General features: G+C 39.0%; 21 protein-coding genes. 18 read left to right on the top strand and 3 right to left on the bottom strand.

The features are described 5' to 3' along the window. The first annotated feature begins 13 nt into the window (after positions 1-13). From PDL71_RS07170 to PDL71_RS07120, 11 genes are all read left to right on the top strand, one after another. Positions 14-1,228 (top strand): efflux RND transporter periplasmic adaptor subunit, encoded by a 1,215-nt coding sequence (locus PDL71_RS07170; protein ID WP_407527353.1) that lies wholly within the window; start codon positions 14-16, stop codon positions 1,226-1,228. 109 nt (positions 1,229-1,337) lie between these two features. Continuing rightward, positions 1,338-1,526, top strand: a complete 189-nt coding sequence (locus PDL71_RS07165; protein WP_407527351.1) for a hypothetical protein — start codon at positions 1,338-1,340, stop codon at positions 1,524-1,526. Between the two features lie 26 nt (positions 1,527-1,552). Then, positions 1,553-1,969: a hypothetical protein gene (locus PDL71_RS07160; RefSeq protein WP_407527349.1), complete on the top strand. Its 417-nt coding sequence runs from the start codon at positions 1,553-1,555 to the stop codon at positions 1,967-1,969. Positions 1,970-2,004: 35 nt separating this feature from the next. Further along, a complete protein-coding gene (locus PDL71_RS07155; RefSeq protein ID WP_407527347.1) occupies positions 2,005-2,865 on the top strand; it encodes a neutral zinc metallopeptidase in 861 nt (286 codons plus the stop codon). A gap of 29 nt (positions 2,866-2,894) precedes the next feature. Continuing rightward, on the top strand, positions 2,895-3,299 hold the full coding sequence (locus PDL71_RS07150) for an STAS/SEC14 domain-containing protein (RefSeq protein ID WP_407527345.1): 405 nt from the start codon (positions 2,895-2,897) through the stop codon (positions 3,297-3,299). Positions 3,300-3,369: 70 nt separating this feature from the next. Continuing rightward, entirely contained in the window at positions 3,370-3,795 is a 426-nt protein-coding gene (locus tag PDL71_RS07145; protein WP_407527343.1) for an MgtC/SapB family protein, read from the top strand. 38 nt (positions 3,796-3,833) lie between these two features. After that, positions 3,834-4,451, top strand: coding sequence for a hypothetical protein (locus tag PDL71_RS07140; protein ID WP_407527341.1), 618 nt, complete (start codon positions 3,834-3,836; stop codon positions 4,449-4,451). Positions 4,452-4,461: 10 nt separating this feature from the next. Then, complete coding sequence (locus PDL71_RS07135) at positions 4,462-6,462, top strand: heavy metal translocating P-type ATPase (RefSeq protein WP_407527338.1); 2,001 nt, start codon at positions 4,462-4,464, stop codon at positions 6,460-6,462. Positions 6,463-6,530: 68 nt separating this feature from the next. Further along, a complete protein-coding gene (locus PDL71_RS07130; protein ID WP_407527336.1) occupies positions 6,531-6,908 on the top strand; it encodes an ArsR/SmtB family transcription factor in 378 nt (125 codons plus the stop codon). Beyond that, complete coding sequence (merTP, locus tag PDL71_RS07125; protein ID WP_407527333.1) at positions 6,905-7,525, top strand: mercuric transport protein MerTP; 621 nt, start codon at positions 6,905-6,907, stop codon at positions 7,523-7,525. The genes PDL71_RS07130 and merTP overlap by 4 nt, the downstream gene beginning before the upstream one ends. A gap of 34 nt (positions 7,526-7,559) precedes the next feature. Next, a complete protein-coding gene (locus PDL71_RS07120) occupies positions 7,560-7,775 on the top strand; it encodes a GDCCVxC domain-containing (seleno)protein (protein WP_407527332.1) in 216 nt (71 codons plus the stop codon). A gap of 131 nt (positions 7,776-7,906) precedes the next feature. On the opposite strand, the gene PDL71_RS07115 is transcribed toward PDL71_RS07120, so the two are convergent. Further along, positions 7,907-8,563: a metal-dependent transcriptional regulator gene (locus tag PDL71_RS07115; RefSeq protein WP_407527329.1), complete on the bottom strand. Its 657-nt coding sequence runs from the start codon at positions 8,561-8,563 to the stop codon at positions 7,907-7,909. A gap of 111 nt (positions 8,564-8,674) precedes the next feature. On the opposite strand from PDL71_RS07115, the gene PDL71_RS07110 reads away from it, so the two are divergent. Genes PDL71_RS07110 through PDL71_RS07100 form a run of 3 tightly spaced genes read left to right on the top strand, consistent with a single transcriptional unit; the run spans position 8,675 to position 11,547 of the window. Continuing rightward, positions 8,675-9,871 (top strand): di-heme oxidoredictase family protein, encoded by a 1,197-nt coding sequence (locus PDL71_RS07110; protein WP_407527326.1) that lies wholly within the window; start codon positions 8,675-8,677, stop codon positions 9,869-9,871. Between the two features lie 12 nt (positions 9,872-9,883). After that, on the top strand, positions 9,884-10,324 hold the full coding sequence (locus tag PDL71_RS07105; RefSeq protein ID WP_407527323.1) for a Rieske (2Fe-2S) protein: 441 nt from the start codon (positions 9,884-9,886) through the stop codon (positions 10,322-10,324). After that, on the top strand, positions 10,321-11,547 hold the full coding sequence (locus PDL71_RS07100) for a hypothetical protein (protein WP_407527320.1): 1,227 nt from the start codon (positions 10,321-10,323) through the stop codon (positions 11,545-11,547). The genes PDL71_RS07105 and PDL71_RS07100 overlap by 4 nt, the downstream gene beginning before the upstream one ends. On the opposite strand, the gene PDL71_RS07095 is transcribed toward PDL71_RS07100, so the two are convergent. Next, complete coding sequence (locus PDL71_RS07095; protein ID WP_407527318.1) at positions 11,544-11,972, bottom strand: hypothetical protein; 429 nt, start codon at positions 11,970-11,972, stop codon at positions 11,544-11,546. The two genes, PDL71_RS07100 and PDL71_RS07095, sit on opposite strands and share 4 nt — an antisense overlap. Before the next feature lie 51 nt (positions 11,973-12,023). Beyond that, on the bottom strand, positions 12,024-13,721 hold the full coding sequence (locus PDL71_RS07090; RefSeq protein WP_407527315.1) for a DUF262 domain-containing protein: 1,698 nt from the start codon (positions 13,719-13,721) through the stop codon (positions 12,024-12,026). Positions 13,722-13,965: 244 nt separating this feature from the next. Between PDL71_RS07090 and PDL71_RS07085 the strand changes: the two genes are divergently transcribed. The 4 genes from PDL71_RS07085 to PDL71_RS07070 all read left to right on the top strand — a co-directional run bounded on the left by PDL71_RS07085 (position 13,966) and on the right by PDL71_RS07070 (position 17,098). Then, complete coding sequence (locus PDL71_RS07085; RefSeq protein ID WP_407527312.1) at positions 13,966-14,469, top strand: gamma-glutamylcyclotransferase family protein; 504 nt, start codon at positions 13,966-13,968, stop codon at positions 14,467-14,469. Between the two features lie 573 nt (positions 14,470-15,042). Further along, positions 15,043-15,441: a single-stranded DNA-binding protein gene (locus PDL71_RS07080; protein WP_407527309.1), complete on the top strand. Its 399-nt coding sequence runs from the start codon at positions 15,043-15,045 to the stop codon at positions 15,439-15,441. A 65-nt stretch (positions 15,442-15,506) separates the two neighbouring features. Then, positions 15,507-16,541 carry a DUF932 domain-containing protein gene (locus tag PDL71_RS07075; RefSeq protein ID WP_407527306.1) on the top strand — a complete coding sequence of 345 codons (1,035 nt, stop codon included), beginning with the start codon at positions 15,507-15,509 and terminating at the stop codon, positions 16,539-16,541. A 182-nt stretch (positions 16,542-16,723) separates the two neighbouring features. Beyond that, positions 16,724-17,098: an ArsR/SmtB family transcription factor gene (locus tag PDL71_RS07070; protein WP_407527303.1), complete on the top strand. Its 375-nt coding sequence runs from the start codon at positions 16,724-16,726 to the stop codon at positions 17,096-17,098.

Raw genomic sequence — 17,098 nt, 5'->3', positions numbered from 1 at the left:
AAATATTATAAATATGAAACAGAAATTTTTAAGTTCATTGGTTATACTCACTGCTGCCATTGTGTGGCTTTCATCCTGCTCTTCCAAAGGGAATGCAGAAGCTACGCCGGCAGAAGAAACCAAAGTTGAAGAAGCAGACATGGTGGATTTGTCGGAAGACCAGTTTAAAACCGTCAACATACAATATGGCGCTGTAGAAGATAAAAATCTCAGCAGTGTTATAAGGGCATCGGGAGTACTGGATGTCCCTCCGCAACAGCTATTAACAGTTTCTTCTCCCTATGGAGGCACATTAAAAAGTACCGATTTGCTGCAAGGTAAACCTGTAATAAAAGGCGAAGTAATAGCAATACTCGAAAACCCTGAATTTATCCAGCTTCAGCAGGATTATCTGGATTATAAGAGCCAGTTGGTATATCTGAAAGAAGAATTAGAAAGACAACAGGAACTGGCAAAAGAAAATGTAAATGCAAAAAAAACATTGCAAAAAGCCAGCAGCGAGTACAATAGTATGATGGCAAGGGTGCAGGGATTAAAATCAAAGCTGCAACTCATCAATATTAATCCTGATAAAATCAATTCGGGAAACATCTCCGGCAGAGCAAATATTTATGCTCCTATATCAGGCTATGTTACTAAGGTATTGGTGAACATAGGCAAGTTTGTAAACGCAAACCAGGAGCTATTTGAAATTGTAGATACCCGCCACCTTCATGCAGAACTTACCATTTTTGAAAAAGATGTTCCGAAATTGAAAATAGGCCAGAAAATCCGTTTTGTGTTGAATAATGAAACAAAGGAACGTTTTGCAGAAGTGCATTTAATTGGACGTGAAATCAGTGCTGAAAGAACGGTTCGGGTGCATGGGCACCTGTTGCAGGAGGATAAAAATTTATTACCGGGTATGTACCTGAAAGGAATAGTAGAAACAGGTGTTGCTACCACCACCGCTCTGCCTGATAAAGCGATTGTACAGTCCGCAGGTAAATCTTACATTTTTATTGCGGCAGAAGAAACAAAAGAAGAAAAGAAACCTGCTGATGGGAAAAAGGAAGAAGCTACTGAAAAACATATTCCGTTTAAAAGAATTGAAGTAACAACAGGCGTTTCAGAAAATGGTTATACCGAAGTGATTTTGCCTGAAGGATTTGACAGGAATAGCAAAGTAGTAGTAAACGGAGCTTATGATTTATTATCGAAGATGAATAATGTGGAAGAGGAAGAATAGACATAATATGGGTCGGAACCCTGCCTTGTTTGTCCCGTTTTAAAAATGGAAAACCTTGAGCGGCAGGGTTTCCGTACCCACCCAAATAAAACAAACAAAACTTTTTAACATGCGAAAGATAATATTCCTAATCGCTATCATAGTTATAACTATCGGTAGTAGTTGTACCAATAGTGGCGAAGAAAAAAGACAGGAAATACAATCAGAAAAACACGATTCCGCTCATAAAGAAAGAAAGGAAACAGATACTATGGGCATGAAAATGGGCGGCAATGAACTGGATTCAAAGAAAAAATAATTATTTAATCTCTAAAACTTAAAATCATGAAACAGTTATTTGCATTTCTTGTGATGCTGTTTTCAGCATCTATGCTGTTTGCACAGGATGTTATTACCCTGCGCAGCGGCGAAACTATTAATGGAAAAGTAGCCGAAGTAGGCACAACAGAAATCCGGTATTACAAAGCTGATAATGCTGATGGGCCTGTTTATGTGGCCAACAAATCGGATGCGGTGCAGATAGTTTATGCCAATGGCGCTAAAGATGTTTTTACCACACAGTCATCTGCCAACCAAAATGCGGCAAATCAAAATTATTACAGGCGGTATCGAAGGGGATATAACAGGCCATTTTTGTATCCTATCATTACGCCGCATATTGACTTGGGACATCATATTGATTTAGGGCATCACAGTTATGGCGGGCATCATGGTGGAGGTCATCATGGAGGCCATCACTAATATTTATCATCTCTAAAATTTTAAATCAGGAAATCATGAAATGGATTGGAAGAAGAGAAAGCTCCAATGTAGATGACCGCCGGGGGCTATCTGGTGGAAAAATTGCCGCAGGCGGTGGTGTGGCCGGCATTGTTATTTACCTGCTTTATACTTTACTAAGCGGTAATAATATTGACCCGTCACAAATTCAACAGCAACTTTCTGAACAAACAAACCAGTCGTCGCAATTAACTCCTGAAGAGCAAAAGGCCGATGACGAAAGGGCTGCCTTTGTAAAAGTAGTATTGGCAGAAACAGAAGATGTATGGAATAAAATTTTTACCGAAAAAGGGCAACAGTATTCAGAACCAACACTGGTATTGTTTCGTGGTGTGGTAGAATCTGCCTGTGGTAATGCAAGTTCTGCATCAGGGCCGTTCTACTGCCCCGGTGATAATAAACTGTACATAGATCTTTCTTTTTACCAGGACCTGCAATACAAATTGAATGCACCCGGCGATTTCCCGATGGCCTATGTAGTAGCACATGAAGTGGGGCACCATATTCAAAACCTGATGGGTACGGCAGATAAAGTGAACCGGCTGCGCCAGCAGCTAAGCGAAACTGAATTCAACAAATATTCTGTAATGATGGAATTGCAGGCAGATTTTTATGCCGGTGTATGGGCGCATCACACACAGAAGATGAAAAATATTCTGGATGCAGATGATATTGATGAAGCATTGAATGCAGCCAGTGCTATTGGAGATGACAGGTTGCAGAAGCAGTCAACGGGGCAGGTAATGCCTGATGCTTTTACACACGGTACTTCGGTGCAAAGGATGTACTGGTTTAAAAAGGGCTATCAAACAGGCGATATCAAGCAAGGGGATACATTTAACGCAAAGGACTTATAACTCTTTGTAAAATTAAAAAGGTATAAGGCATGTTACAAATACTTGATATCACTCAAAAGAATATCATTGCTACAAGAGCCAATGATATATTAGGCATAAATGATTACGAAAAAATTCATCCGCTGATTCACAATATTATCCGGACAGGAAAAAAAGTTCGTTGGTATTTTGAAATGGAGAGCAATACTTCCGAAAATTCTGGTGGATTTTGGGAGGATGGCCTTCTTGAAGTGAAATATAGTAAAGCAGATTTCACACATGCTGACGATATAGATAGAATTGCCATCGTAGGAGAACAAAAGTGGCAGAAACTGATGTATTCCATCATGCAGCCATTTACAAAAGCCATGATAAGATATTTCGGCATGATAGAAAAAGAACAGGCTCTGCAATGGATAATGGCGCAGGAAGAGAGCTTAGAAACATTAATATGAGTTTGAACTACAGTATAAAGTTCTAATGATGGATATAAATGTTGAATTAATTATTGTCGCTAAACTTATCGTGTCATTCCTGCTTGGTGCGTTTATCGGACTTGACAGGGAAAAGCATGGCCGTGATGCCGGCATAAGAACCTATGCCGCCGTTTGTATCGGAGCTACGTTATTTACTGCTGTTGCGGCTCATCTTGTAAGCGATGTTGCTGCTGCCTCCCGAGTGATAGCCAATATTGTTACGGGTGTGGGTTTTCTTGGAGCTGGTATTATCTATCGGAACAGCAGTGCCGGTACATCACATGGATTAACTACTGCTGCCACTGTTTGGTGTACAGCGGCAGTTGGTGTGGCAGTTGGCCTCAACATGTTTATTATCGCCATTGTTGGGGCAATTGCTTTGTATTTTCTGCTTTCATTACATCACCAGCATTGGTATATAGAATGGAAGAAGAAAATGATAAATAAGCATAACGAAAAAGACAACGCTGATTAATTGTTTAAAATTAAATTGTATAATAACATTATTGTGACATGTATAGTATAATAACAGGCACCATATTATTAGGCATTACTCATGCACTTATTCCAAACCACTGGTTGCCATTGGTGGCTATTGCCAAGTCGGAGAAATGGGAAAAGTATGAATTGATGCTGGTAGCTTCTATTACAGCATCTGCACATGTGCTGGGCACTGTTATTCTTGGTTTTGCATTGGGAATGATTGGTTCAAAACTGGCACATCAATATGAAGGGTATGTGCATGTAATAGCACCGGTATTGTTAATAATATTCGGGTTAATATATTACACCGTAAACCTGCCGCACCATCATCATGCTGCCAACAAGAATGTGCAGCAATATAAAAAATCAAAAACAAAATGGGTGCTGATATTCGCAGCAACGATGTTTCTATCTCCCTGTCTGGAAGTGGAAAGTCTTTTCCTTGCAGCGGGAGCCTATGGTTGGGATGATATTTTACTACTTGCTTTAGTGTATGCAGCAATCAGCATCACCGGAATTATCACTCTTGTAATGCTTGCTTTTAAAGGAGTGCAGATGATGAACTCACAATTTATAGAGCACAACGAAAAACGAATTACCGGTATGGTATTAATTATAGTAGGCATCGTTACATTTTTTTTACATTAAATAAGTTTTTATGGCATATAAACATGATGAAACAAAAATTGCAGAGCAGGAAGCCTGCTGCGACCTGGATGGAAAATTGAATGAAGCAAAAGTGGTATCGCTTCACGGTAAAGATGATGGCCACAACCACGGTGACGAAGAAGGCAGTGGCATTAAGCCTTGGCTACCTGCTATCGCAAGTTTTATTTTTCTGATAGGCGGTATTACATTGGACAACTGGATTAAGCCAACACCTGCGTGGTTTACAGGCTGGGTTCGTTTTATTTGGTATGTGGTAGCATACATTCCGGTAGGATTGCCAGTAGTAATTAAAGGAATAAAAACTGCTGTAAAGGGTGATGTATTTACAGAATTCTTTTTGATGAGTGTCGCCACCATCGGGGCTTTTTACATTGGCGAATATCCCGAAGGTGTTGCGGTAATGCTTTTCTACGCAGTGGGAGAATTATTCCAGGATGCTGCTGTAAACCGAGCTAAGAGAAGCATTAAAGCATTGCTGGATGTAAGACCGGACAGCGCCGATGTGTTAAGAAATGGCACTTACGTTAATCTCCCGCCAGAAAGTGTAAAAGTTGGCGAAACCATTCAGATAAAAGTTGGTGAACGAGTTCCACTGGATGGAGAAATGTTGAGCGAAGGAAGTTCCTTTAATACTTCTGCATTAACCGGTGAAAGTAAACCGTCCACTTTTACCAAAGGCGAAACAGTACTGGCCGGAATGATTAACCAGGAAAAAGTAGTGGAGTTAAAAGTGACAAAGCTTTTTAATGATTCTTCGCTTGCAAGAATATTAACACTTGTACAAGATGCAACAACAAGAAAAGCAAAAACAGAGCAATTCATCCGCAAGTTTGCAAGAATATACACTCCTATTGTTGTGTTTCTTGCTATTGGCATAACAGTAATACCCTATTTTATTGTTGATAATTATGTTTTCAATACATGGCTCTACCGGGCTTTAATTTTTCTTGTTATCAGTTGCCCCTGTGCATTGGTGATTTCTATTCCATTAGGTTATTTTGGAGGTATTGGCGCCGCATCCCGGGCTGGTATTTTATTCAAAGGCTCCAACTACCTGGATTTAATGACCAAAATAAACCAGGTGGTAATGGATAAAACAGGAACGCTTACCAAAGCTGTTTTCAAAGTGCAGGAAGTGAAGAGTTATGACATTCCCCAGGATGAATGGTTACCGCTTGCTGCTGCACTGGAAGCGAAATCAACCCATCCTGTTGCAAAAGCTGTTGTTGAATATGCAGGAAATAGTATTGGTCGTATTCAGGTAGATGCATTGGAAGAAATAAGTGGCCACGGGTTAAAAGGAGAAGTGAATGGAAAGGAAATGCTGGCAGGTAATGTGAAGTTGATGGATATGATGAAAGTGCCGGTAAATGATGGATTAAGAACAATAGTGGATACAATTGTAATTGTGGCAATTGACAGAAAGCTGGCAGGCTACCTGACTATTGCAGACGAAATAAAAGAGGATAGTAAACAAGCAGTAGATGCGTTGCACAAACTGAATGTAAAAACAACCATGCTTAGCGGAGATAAACAAGCCGTTGTAGATAAAGTTGCAAAGTATTTGGGCATTGACAAAGCCTATGGCGACCTCCTACCAGAACATAAGGTACAAAAAGTAGAAGCCCTTAAAAAGGATAAGATAAATGTAGTGGCTTTTGTAGGCGATGGTATTAATGACGCACCTGTACTTGCCTTAAGTGATGTAGGGATTGCAATGGGCGGCCTGGGCAGCGATGCAGCAATTGAAACAGCCGATGTTATCATTCAAACTGACCATCCTTCAAAAATAGCTACTGCTATACAAATTGGTAAAACAACAACTAAAATTGTCTGGCAGAATATAGCATTGGCCTTTGCTGTTAAAGTGATTGTATTGATTCTTGGTGCCGGTGGGCTTGCAACAATGTGGGAAGCTGTATTTGCGGATGTGGGAGTAGCTATGCTGGCAATATTAAATGCGGTAAGAATACAAAGAATGAAGTTTTAAAAGAGAATAGTATAAGGGTTATATTATTTAAGTATTTGCTTAAATAATTATTTTCCTATCTTTGACGCATGGATAATAATACTTGTATCCGGTTGTTTGCAGACCAAGAGCAAATAAAGAATTGCAAAAGCAAGCTGAAAACTGCACATAAACCCTTTGCAAGCCTGTCTACTATATTGGCCTTGGCAGGTAACGAAGTAAGGTTGAAGATTATCTATTTACTGGAAGAAGAAAAAGAATTGTGTCCCTGCGACCTTTCTGATATTTTAGGCATGAGTATTCCCGCCGTATCGCAGCATTTACGGAAATTAAAAGATGGACATATTGTTGAAACCAGGAAAGACAGGCAAACAATTTATTATTCCCTTACACAGGAAAATTTGAAGATATTGAAGCCTTTCTTCAAACATATTAATGTACAAACTCAAAAACTGGAAACAGTATGATAAGTATAAAATCTTCAGGCACATTTACCGGCGCAGGTGTTCTTACTGCTATTGCAGCTTCGCTTTGTTGTATAACCCCTGTTATTGCATTGCTTGCCGGTAGCAGCAGCATTGCCGCTAACTTTTCATGGATAGAACCGGCAAGACCTTATTTGATAGGATTGTCAGTTGCCGTGTTAGCCCTTGCATGGTATCTTAAACTAAAGCCAGCTAAAGCAAACGATATAGATTGCAATTGCGAAACAACTAAGAAAGCTTCATTCCTTCAGTCCAAAAATTTTTTGGGCATAGTAACTGTTTTTGCTGTTCTGATGATGGCTTTCCCACTCTATGCAAAAGTGTTTTATCCAAAACCAAAAGTTCAGGCAGAAGCAGTTATGGTTGTTGATAACAAACAACAGGTAAAGTTCATCATACAAGGCATGACTTGCGAGGCATGTGAGGAGCATGTAAACAATGAACTATCTAAAGTGAACGGCGTATTAGCTTATAAAACATCTTATGCGACAAGAAGCAGTTTGGTCACTTTCGACAAATCGAAAGTTGATGTAAAAACAATAGAAGCAGCTATCAATAAAACAGGTTACAAAGTAAAAGAGTATGATTTTGCCCGGTAGTGGTAAATCTTGCTTCGATAAAAACTAAGAAAGCATGGAAAAGACATTAACACTGCAATCCACTATCACTTGCCCAAATTGCGGTTTTCAGAAAGAGGAAACAATGCTTACTGATGCTTGTCAGTATTTTTATAAGTGTACAAACTGCCAAACTGTACTAAATCCGAAGCAGGGCGATTGCTGTGTATTTTGCAGTTACGGGACTGTTGCCTGCCCACCTATACAGATAAATAAATCTTGTTGCTTGTAATGATAATTCTCTGAAGGACAAAAGTAATTCATGGCTCTGCTACAGTTTTTGAAACACATCTTTGGGTGATAGGAGGTTTGCTGTGGCAGACCATAATGGGAATTTACTCATCCGTTTAATGTAGTTGGTTTCTATTTATTCACTAACAGGCTATTAGCTACTTTATGACTTATCACGGCACCTTTTTTATCATTTAGCTGTATAGTATAAGTCTGGTCAAACTCTTCAATGGCTTTTACTTTTAGGGTGTTACCTAACGATATGCCCGCCTTGTCCAGATAATTCAAAAATGCCGGTGTATGGTCTGTAACGCCTGTGAATGTTCCTTGTTCACCAACTTTAAGTGAAGAAAGTAGAACAGCCTTTGATTTAGGAAGCACCCCATTGGCATCTGGTATGGGGTCGCCATGAGGGTCAGCCTTTGGGAAGCCTAAGAACTTATCTAATTTGTTAGTGAGGTCTTCGCTGTGTATATGCTCCAATTGTTCAGCAAGGTCATGTACTTCATCCCATTTATACCCCAATTTGTCAACAAGGAAAACTTCCCAAAGGCGATGGTTACGAATGATGCCCACAGCTACTTGTTTACCCTTTTCTGTTAGCTTAAAGCCTTTTGATTTTTGGTAGGTAACCAGTTTCTTTCCGGCCATCCTTTTAAGCATGTCAGTTACAGATGGGGCATGCACCCCCATTACCTGGGCAAGTGCTGAAGTAGCTACCACTTCACCGTTGGTTTCCTGTAATTTATAAATGGCTTTCAGGTAGTTTTCTTCTGTAAATGAATGCACTGTTGTAAAATATTTACATGAAGATAATGAAACAAGTAGAAAAATATAATTAGATTAGTCTAATCATTGTATTAAATTAGCCTAATTATTTATTTTTGCCAGTGGAGAGTTATGAATAAACTTAAAGTTATATCAGCATTAATTTTTGTGATTATCGGCATAGTTGCCTGCCAAAAACTGTTGCCTAAAGCCCCACCCGACAATGAGCTGTTAGATGGTCCTGTTGGGGGGCTCAGCTACGAGGAGAACAGACGGTTCCTTGCAGGTGATGTGGCCTTTAATGACGAAATATTTACCTCTCAGACGGGCTTAGGCTCCATCTTCGTAGCCACCAGTTGTGGCAGTTGCCATGCTGGTGATGGCAAGGGCCATCCTTTTACCACACTTACAAGGTTTGGGCAAATTGATAGCAGTGGAAACCAGTTCCTGAATTTGGGTGGCCCGCAATTACAAAACAGGGCATTACCCGGCTATACACCTGAACGAATACCTGCAGGTGCTACGTTTTCAAAGTTCACACCGCCTGCCAACACAGGTTTGGGATTTCTTGAATTGGTCTCCGATGCTGATATATTGTTAATGGCTGACCCTAACGACGCAAATGGCGATGGTATAAGCGGTGTACCTAACTATGAATTTTTGCCATCGTTCATCACACCCTTTTCAAATGCCATTCCAAGAAACGGCAAGTACATTCATCGCTTTGGTAAAAAGGCTGCAGCTTATAATCTATTACACCAAACAGTAAATGCCTACAACCAGGACATAGGTATCACTTCAACATTTCAGCCAAAAGATGTTTATACCGGATTGAATATTGACCCCGAAGTTTCTGATGTAACGGTACATAATGTTGTCTTCTACTTACAAACATTAAAAGCACCCATTCAAAGAAATCAAAATGATGCTGAGGTAGTTCAAGGCAAAAGCCTGTTTATACAAGCCGGTTGTGAAAATTGCCATAAACAGACATTGAAAACGGGTTTTTCAACTATTGCTGCATTGTCAAATAAAACCTTTCATCCTTATACAGACTTATTACTGCATGATATGGGGCCAGGTTTGAATGATGGTTATACAGAAGGCAGCGCCACAACTTTTGAGTGGCGAACTCCGCCACTTTGGGGATTGGGTCTATCTCCTAACTCACAAGGAGGTCAATACTTTCTCTTGCATGACGGGAGGGCAAAAAGTATTGAAGAAGCGATACTCATGCACGGCGGCGAAGCCCAACAAAGCAAAGAGAAATTTCAGCAGCTTTCGGCACAGGAGAAAAATAATTTGGTAAAATTTTTAAAATCGCTGTAGTATATATCAAAAATGAATAGAAAAGACTTCATACTTAAATCTTGCACAGCTTGTCTGGCTGCATCGTCTGTCGCTGCATTTTTAAGTTCCTGTGCTGCTACAAAATTTGCCAGTGGTAAATTAATAAAAGACGGAATAGTAATAGATGTAAAAGAATTTGCATTAAAAGAAAAAAATAAGCACCGCCTATATATTGTAGTTAGAAACGAAGAGTTGCTATTCCCCATTTGTGTGTACAGGTTTAGTGATACAGATTATTCAGCCGTATGGATGCAGTGTGCCCACCAGGGTGCCGAACTAAATGTGGCTGGCGATTATCTCCAGTGCCCTGCACATGGAAGCGAGTATGATAACCGGGGCAAAGTGACCAACGGGCCTGCTGACAAAGATTTAAGGACTTTCCCGGTTACGATTAACAATAACCAACTATTCATTGATTTGAGAAAAACATGAGACTATCTATATTCTTATTGACATTTATTTTCTTTTCCTCTGCTATTATTGCACAGATTGACCCTGCATTGCTTCGCAGAACTGCAAAGGATACTTCCGGACTGTTATTAAACATGGATGCTGTATATAACCGTCCCTTTCTTCGGTTAGGCAAACTTCCTGTTGCCTTAGGTGGTTATGCAGAAGCCAATTACCAGTATTTACAGGAAGATGGTATATCAGAAGGGCATCAGTTTCAAATGAGGCGATTAACATTGTTTGTATCTTCTTCCATTTCGAAAAGAATTAAATTTTTGAGTGAGATTGAATTTGAAGATGGTACTAAAGAAATCAATATTGAATTTGCGTCCGTTGATTTTGAATTTGCCCATTTGTTAAACATGAGAGGTGGTATTGTTATGAACCCAATCGGCGCATTCAATCAAAATCATGATGGCCCTAAATGGGAATTTGTTGACCGTCCTGTCTCGGCCACTCAAATGCTTCCGGCAACCTGGAGCAATGTAGGCTTTGGTTTGTTTGGGAAAAAATACAGCAAAGATTGGGTATATGCTTATGAAGCCTACCTTACCAATGGTTTTGATGATAAAATAATTGATAATGCAGAAAACAAAACTTTCCTGCCGGCGAGCAAAGAAAATAAAGACCGTTTTGAAGAAAGCTTTAACGGCAGCCCATTGTTCACCGGTAAAATTGCTGTAAGAAACCGGAAAATTGGTGAATTAGGGCTTTCATACATGGGTGGTGTTTACAATAAGTATCAGGATGATGGATTGCAATTGGATAAAAAGAGAAGAGTAAATGTATATGCAATAGATTTTAACACAACGCTTCCAAAAATCAAGACATACATCAATGCTGAATGGGCATGGGTAAATGTGAATGTTCCAGAAACTTACACTGAACAATTTGGCAGAAAACAACAAGGAGGTTTTATTGACTTTGTGCAACCTGTTATTAAGAAACCTGTATTCGGCTTTGAAAAATCAGTTATTAATGCAGCCTTGCGTCTTGAATATGTGGATTGGAATAAAGGAACATTCAAATCCACTGGTGATAATATCAGTGACGAAGTATTTTCCATTGTTCCTGCCATTAGCTGGCGGCCCACTGCACAAACAGTGATTCGGTTGAACTACCGTTACAACTGGCAAAAAGATATTTTAGGCAACCCACCAGCAAAGCTTGCTGGATTTCAGTTTGGGGTGAGTACCTATTTTTAAATCTCGGCCTTAATGGTAATGGCGCATTTTTCAAATTCTGAACTCAAAAGTTTTAAAGGGATTTTATCCGGGCAATACTTAGTTGTTTCTATTAAGTAAACTACTCTCAGGTTGGTAAGCGGCTTTAACCATGTCAAATATTCCCGAAGATGTTCTGCAATTTGCTTTACGGTTGTGTTTGGCTTTTCCTTTATTACCAGTATTAATATTCCTTTCTTTTCATTGGTAAGGAACTTTGCTGCTTTCAGCATTGCACCTAAATATCCTTTCCTGCTTGTTCCTGTATCACATTCCATAATGATGTAATCATTGTCCTTTTGCAAGACAGTGTCCGGTTTATACCCTTTAGTGAGTTGTCCCCCGGAATTGAGAACTGCATAACCCTCGGCGCTGTGCAGGAGATTCTTAAATAATTTGTCTTTCATCGCTTCGCTATATAAAGTGTGATTCTAAGCATTTAGCAGCAATTCTAAAAGCTATTTTAAATGCGTCAGAATACAATTCAATATCAGGTTTGCTCTTGCAGTAGCAAAGTCTTCAAATTTATCCTCTGTCCACAATGTTTCGTCAACCGGAATTAAATGCCGCTTTACAAAAGCTGCTTTGTCCGATACATGGCTATTAATCCAATCCTTGAAAAGGCTTGCATTTTTTAATCCCCTGTTGGTGCTGAAATCTATCAATTGAAAATTCCTGATACTGTTAATTTTTGCTGATTCAATCTTTAGAGATTCTAATATTGATTTAGGCATGATGTGGTCAATATCATTTATCCTAATGGTCTGCCCTCTGTCATACATCAGGTAATAAACAAATGAACTTTCCAATTCATCGAGATTGCCAATAGTATAGGTTCGTGTAAATGTTATCGGATGGTCATTGTAAACCTGGAACAATTCATCGGTTGGAAAATCTTTGTTCTTGAAATGTTGCATCTTATCCAATAACTTACGGATGCCTGTTTTGTAGGGTATCCATCCTGCTCCTTTGCTTTTGAATACTCCATTAATCAGAGAATGGTAAATCCATTTCTCCATTCTTGGGTGTTCCGTATTCTTAGCATCAAAATTGGCAAAGAATTTTTCCAATTCCCCATCGGTTATTTGTTTATGAAAAAGATGATAGGCGATAAAAAACAATGGAATAAAGGAGCGGTTGCCATCTTTATAGTAATAATATAATTTTGAATTGATGAGAAAATCCTTGAGGCATTTCAGGGTAATCTTTATTCTTTCCCTGTTCTTTATGGCAAACTGAGCATCCGCCGCTTCAATTGCAGCCATCTCTTTTTTATGATTGTCCTGCAACAAAAATATCAACTTAATAAGATTGTCCTGTGTTAACCCAATCTCTTCATAGCTTTTTAATGTTTCTTCCAAAAAGCTCTCCATTTCCCATTCAAACCCTTTGAGCACAGAAGCTACCAAATCAAAAGAAGATAGCTTTGTGCCGCCATCGTTCAACCTTCGGAATAACTCAACGATTCTTTGTTTATTGGTTATTTCATCAAATGATTTATTTACTGATACTTTTGAAATACCGAGACAATCTGCTGTCAATGTATTCTTGTAAAAAGCCTTTATATTTTTCTCAACATGTTTTCTTTGAATAGCATCCTGTATATTTTGCGCCTTTATTATCTCCTCTGCTACCTGGTCTTCATCGTTGGTGTCTTTTAGTCTTTTCAATAACGAGCTGGCGAGATACCAATTATGCTCTGGTATAATTCTGTCCTCATTTCCCTTTGATTGCTTGGGGAGCTTACTTTCTTCTTTCTCAAACTTAAATTCAAATTCCGTATTATAATCGCTGTACAAATCAAAGTACAACACCTTACCGTTAAAACTTCCTTTCAATCCAATATAGAAAGATTGCAATCGCTGTTGCCCGTCAATAACAAAATTCTGTAATTGGGTTAGCGTATCTACTTGTCTTGAATTTATGATACCACCATCTTTTGTAAATGTCCTGTAATTAAAAAGAGGTTTACTTCCCTTCTCTTCTTCAATCACCATAATGCCGCCAAAAGAGTCACCTTTCAATAATGTATCAAATAGCAGTTCCATTTTTTCTTCATCCCATACCAACCGTCGTTGAATAACAGGAAGTACAAATTTTTCCTCTTCGATTTCGTTGATTACGTCTGATATTTTATATGATTTCCAGATTGCCATAAACAGTTAGTTAGTGAATTGCTAATTTAGACTGATTTTCTTAATTATCAGGGAGACCCGGCACAGTCCTTCTGCCTTTTCAAACATTCTCCTTTATTATTACCGATGGCAGAACCACTGTGCCGGACAATGAACTCAGGAATTGAGTTTGGCTATCGGAAGATATACATAACCTGTCCTGCCAAACACAATTCCAGACAACCAAAGAAGCAATGTAAATTTGAATTCTAAATTTGAATACTATATGTTGATTTTTGCTTACGGCTCTAATATGAATCTGAACAGGCTTGCAAAACGGGTTCCTTCAGCAGTGAAGATTACCAACGCATTTCTTCCGGGGTACAGATTAGTTTGTAACAAAGTAAGCAAGGATGGTTCTGCAAAAGCGAATATTATAAAGACTGATAATCTTGCTGAATTGGTTTGGGGAGTGTTGTTCTCTATTAATATTAATGAAAAATCTTTCCTCGATAAAGCAGAAGGTTTAGGCATGGGTTATAATGAAGACAAGTTGACTTTTTTTGATGATGCCGGTAATACTTACAGGGCACAGGTTTACATTGCCGATAGTAAAGCAATAGACAATAATTTGTTTCCCTATGATTGGTACAAAGAGTATATAGTGTCCGGTGCCATCCTAAATAAATTACCTGCTGAATATATTTCCCAAATGCAATCTATTAGCTCCGTTCGTGACCATGACGAAGAACGAAGAAGGGAAAACTATTCTATTCTTTCAGGAAAGTAGTATTTTGTTGTTACCAGCTTTTAAATCTTTGTGCATCTTCCGTTGCGACGCTCCGTTCAACGTTCTGTTCTTCTATCATCAATAGACCCGGCGCAATCCTTTCACCGTTTATATAAATCGTTACTCCTTCGTCATAACGAAACGGCGAAACCATTGCGCCGGGTAAAGATTATTGGGAATTGAGATTGGCTTCTCCGCCAGATTCCAGAAATCGCTCCGGCCAAACACAATTCCAGACATTCAAGTATTCCTGATACTTTAAAGAATACCCCTCTCATTTCCCCAATAAGAGTCTATAAATATTAATAAGCCGTTTTGTAAGAAAATGGGCAAAAGCGAAAGCGAAGCTATGCGGCTGCGATAATGATTTATCAAAGTGCAAAAAGACTACGGCATAAACAAGAATATACCACACTACTTAAGATGTTATTTATTCCGTTTCCTTTTTGCTTTCCTGCAGCCGCCTTACTGTAATGCTTTCTTTTTTTCCATTTTTTCTTTTACAAAACATTTTTTTTTCATCATCAGAACACAATTAAACAATCATTTTTTAAACATTTAAAATTTCATGTTATGGAAATCATCGGAAGAATGACAGCAGACGCAACCGTTAGCGAAACAAAAGCAGGGAAAAAAGTGGTGAACTTTTCTATTGCTATTAATGACACTTACAAAGCAAAAGGCAGTACCGAGGTGCAGAAAATTGTAACCTATGTAAACTGTTCTTACTGGATTAATCCGGGTGTGGCACAGTATTTAACCAAGGGCACATTGGTGGAATGTGCAGGCCGCATTGGTGCAAACGCCTGGACAAACAAAGAGGGTGAAGTAAAAGCCAGTCTTACATTCCATGTAAATACCATCAAACTGCATGGCCGTTCCACAGGGGGCAATACAGCACCTGCACCGGTAGTGCCAATGAACACCGCACCGGCAGCAGTTTCAGAAGTTGCAGAGGACTTACCATTTTAACTTTCATGGCATCCCGTTACATGGCGGGATGCTTTCATTTTTTTAAACAATCAAAATTTACAACTATGGCACACAATATTAATTTTAATGAGCAAACAGGTAAACACAGTTTCTTTTCAGTAAAAGAAAAAGCATGGCATGGTTTAGGGCAAATTGTGGAAGACTATCCCAACAGTAAGGAAGCATTGCAATTTGCAGGACTTGATTTTGAAGTTTGCAAAAGACCAAACCTTCATAGACTGGATAATGGCAATGAGGTTATTTCTACAAGTTCATTTTATACATACCGCCCTGATACCAACGCCATATTAGGCGACCGTTTAGGAAAGGATTATGAAGTGGTACAAAATGCCGATGCTTTCAGTTTCTTTGATGCTATTGTAGATGGTGATGGCATACAGTATGAAACCGCCGGAGCATTGGGAAAAGGCGAAAAGATTTTTATAACAGCCAAACTTCCCGGTTATATCAAAGTGGGCAATGATGATATGATTGAAAAGTATTTGTTCCTTACTACTTCGCATGATGGGTTTGGCAGCATTATGGCGGCTTTTACTCCTATTCGTATTGTTTGTAACAATACCCTTAATGCCGCTTTAAGAAACTGTAGTAATTTTATTAAAATTCGTCACACTGCCAATGCGAAAGAACGGCTGGAAGAAGCACACAAAGTAATGGGAATATCCAACCAGCTATCTGTACAGTTAGAAGGAATTTTTAACCAATGGGCAAAGGTTCGCATTACAGATAAAGAAGTGCAGAAACTGATACAGCTTGCAATGGTTCCCAACAAAGAAGTATTGCAGAACATTGAGAAGGGTGAACTGGATGAATTAAGCACCTGCTTCAAAAATATGTGTGATGATGTTTACGAGTACAACATGAGCAGTCCATCGCAACAATATGAAACCACAAAGGGGACGGTGTTTGGTACATACAACGCCATTACCGGATATTTTCAGAATGTGCGAAATTACAAAGATGATGAAGCCAAAATGAAATCTTTGTTATACGGCGGTACGGCGCAACTAAGAACACAAAAAGCCTTTCAGCTTTGTGAGAGTTTTGTCAAGGGTGAAAATGCAGGGAGCTATAACTAAGTCGCAAGGGGCAAACTATTAAAGTTTGCCCCTCTTTTAAAGCCCGGAAACGAGCCACACTTTAGGGTGTGGCTCGTTAGCTATTCAGGCAGAAGATTACTATTATCTGATTCCAATTGTATTTAAGTATTTGCTTAAATAAGTAAGCTTTTCCTATCTTTGACACGACAAAACTTTGGACAATGAGTGACACTTGCATCAGGTTACAGGCAGACATGGAGCAAATAAAAAGTTGCCGTGAAAAATTAAAGGCAAACTCCAAATCGTTTATGCAGTTAGGACAAATTCTTTCATTGGCAGGTAACGATGTGCGGCTGAAAATTCTTTTTCTGCTTAAAGAAGAAAAGGAACTCTGTCCCTGCGACCTTAGTGATATTTTGGGAATGAGTATTCCTGCCGTGTCTCAACATTTACGAAAACTCAAAGATGGCAATATTATTAAAGCCAGAAAAGACGGGCAAACCATTTTCTATTCGCTTCGCAGCGAACATCTAAAAATATTAGTACCGTTTTTTAAAATTATCAATCAACAAGACGTAGCGGCACAAATAGTATGA

The sequence above is a fragment of the Lacibacter sp. MH-610 genome, from assembly GCF_045780045.1.
In the GTDB taxonomy this organism is placed as follows: Bacteria; Bacteroidota; Bacteroidia; order Chitinophagales; family Chitinophagaceae; genus Lacibacter.
This window is presented reverse-complemented; position numbering and strand designations above follow the sequence as displayed.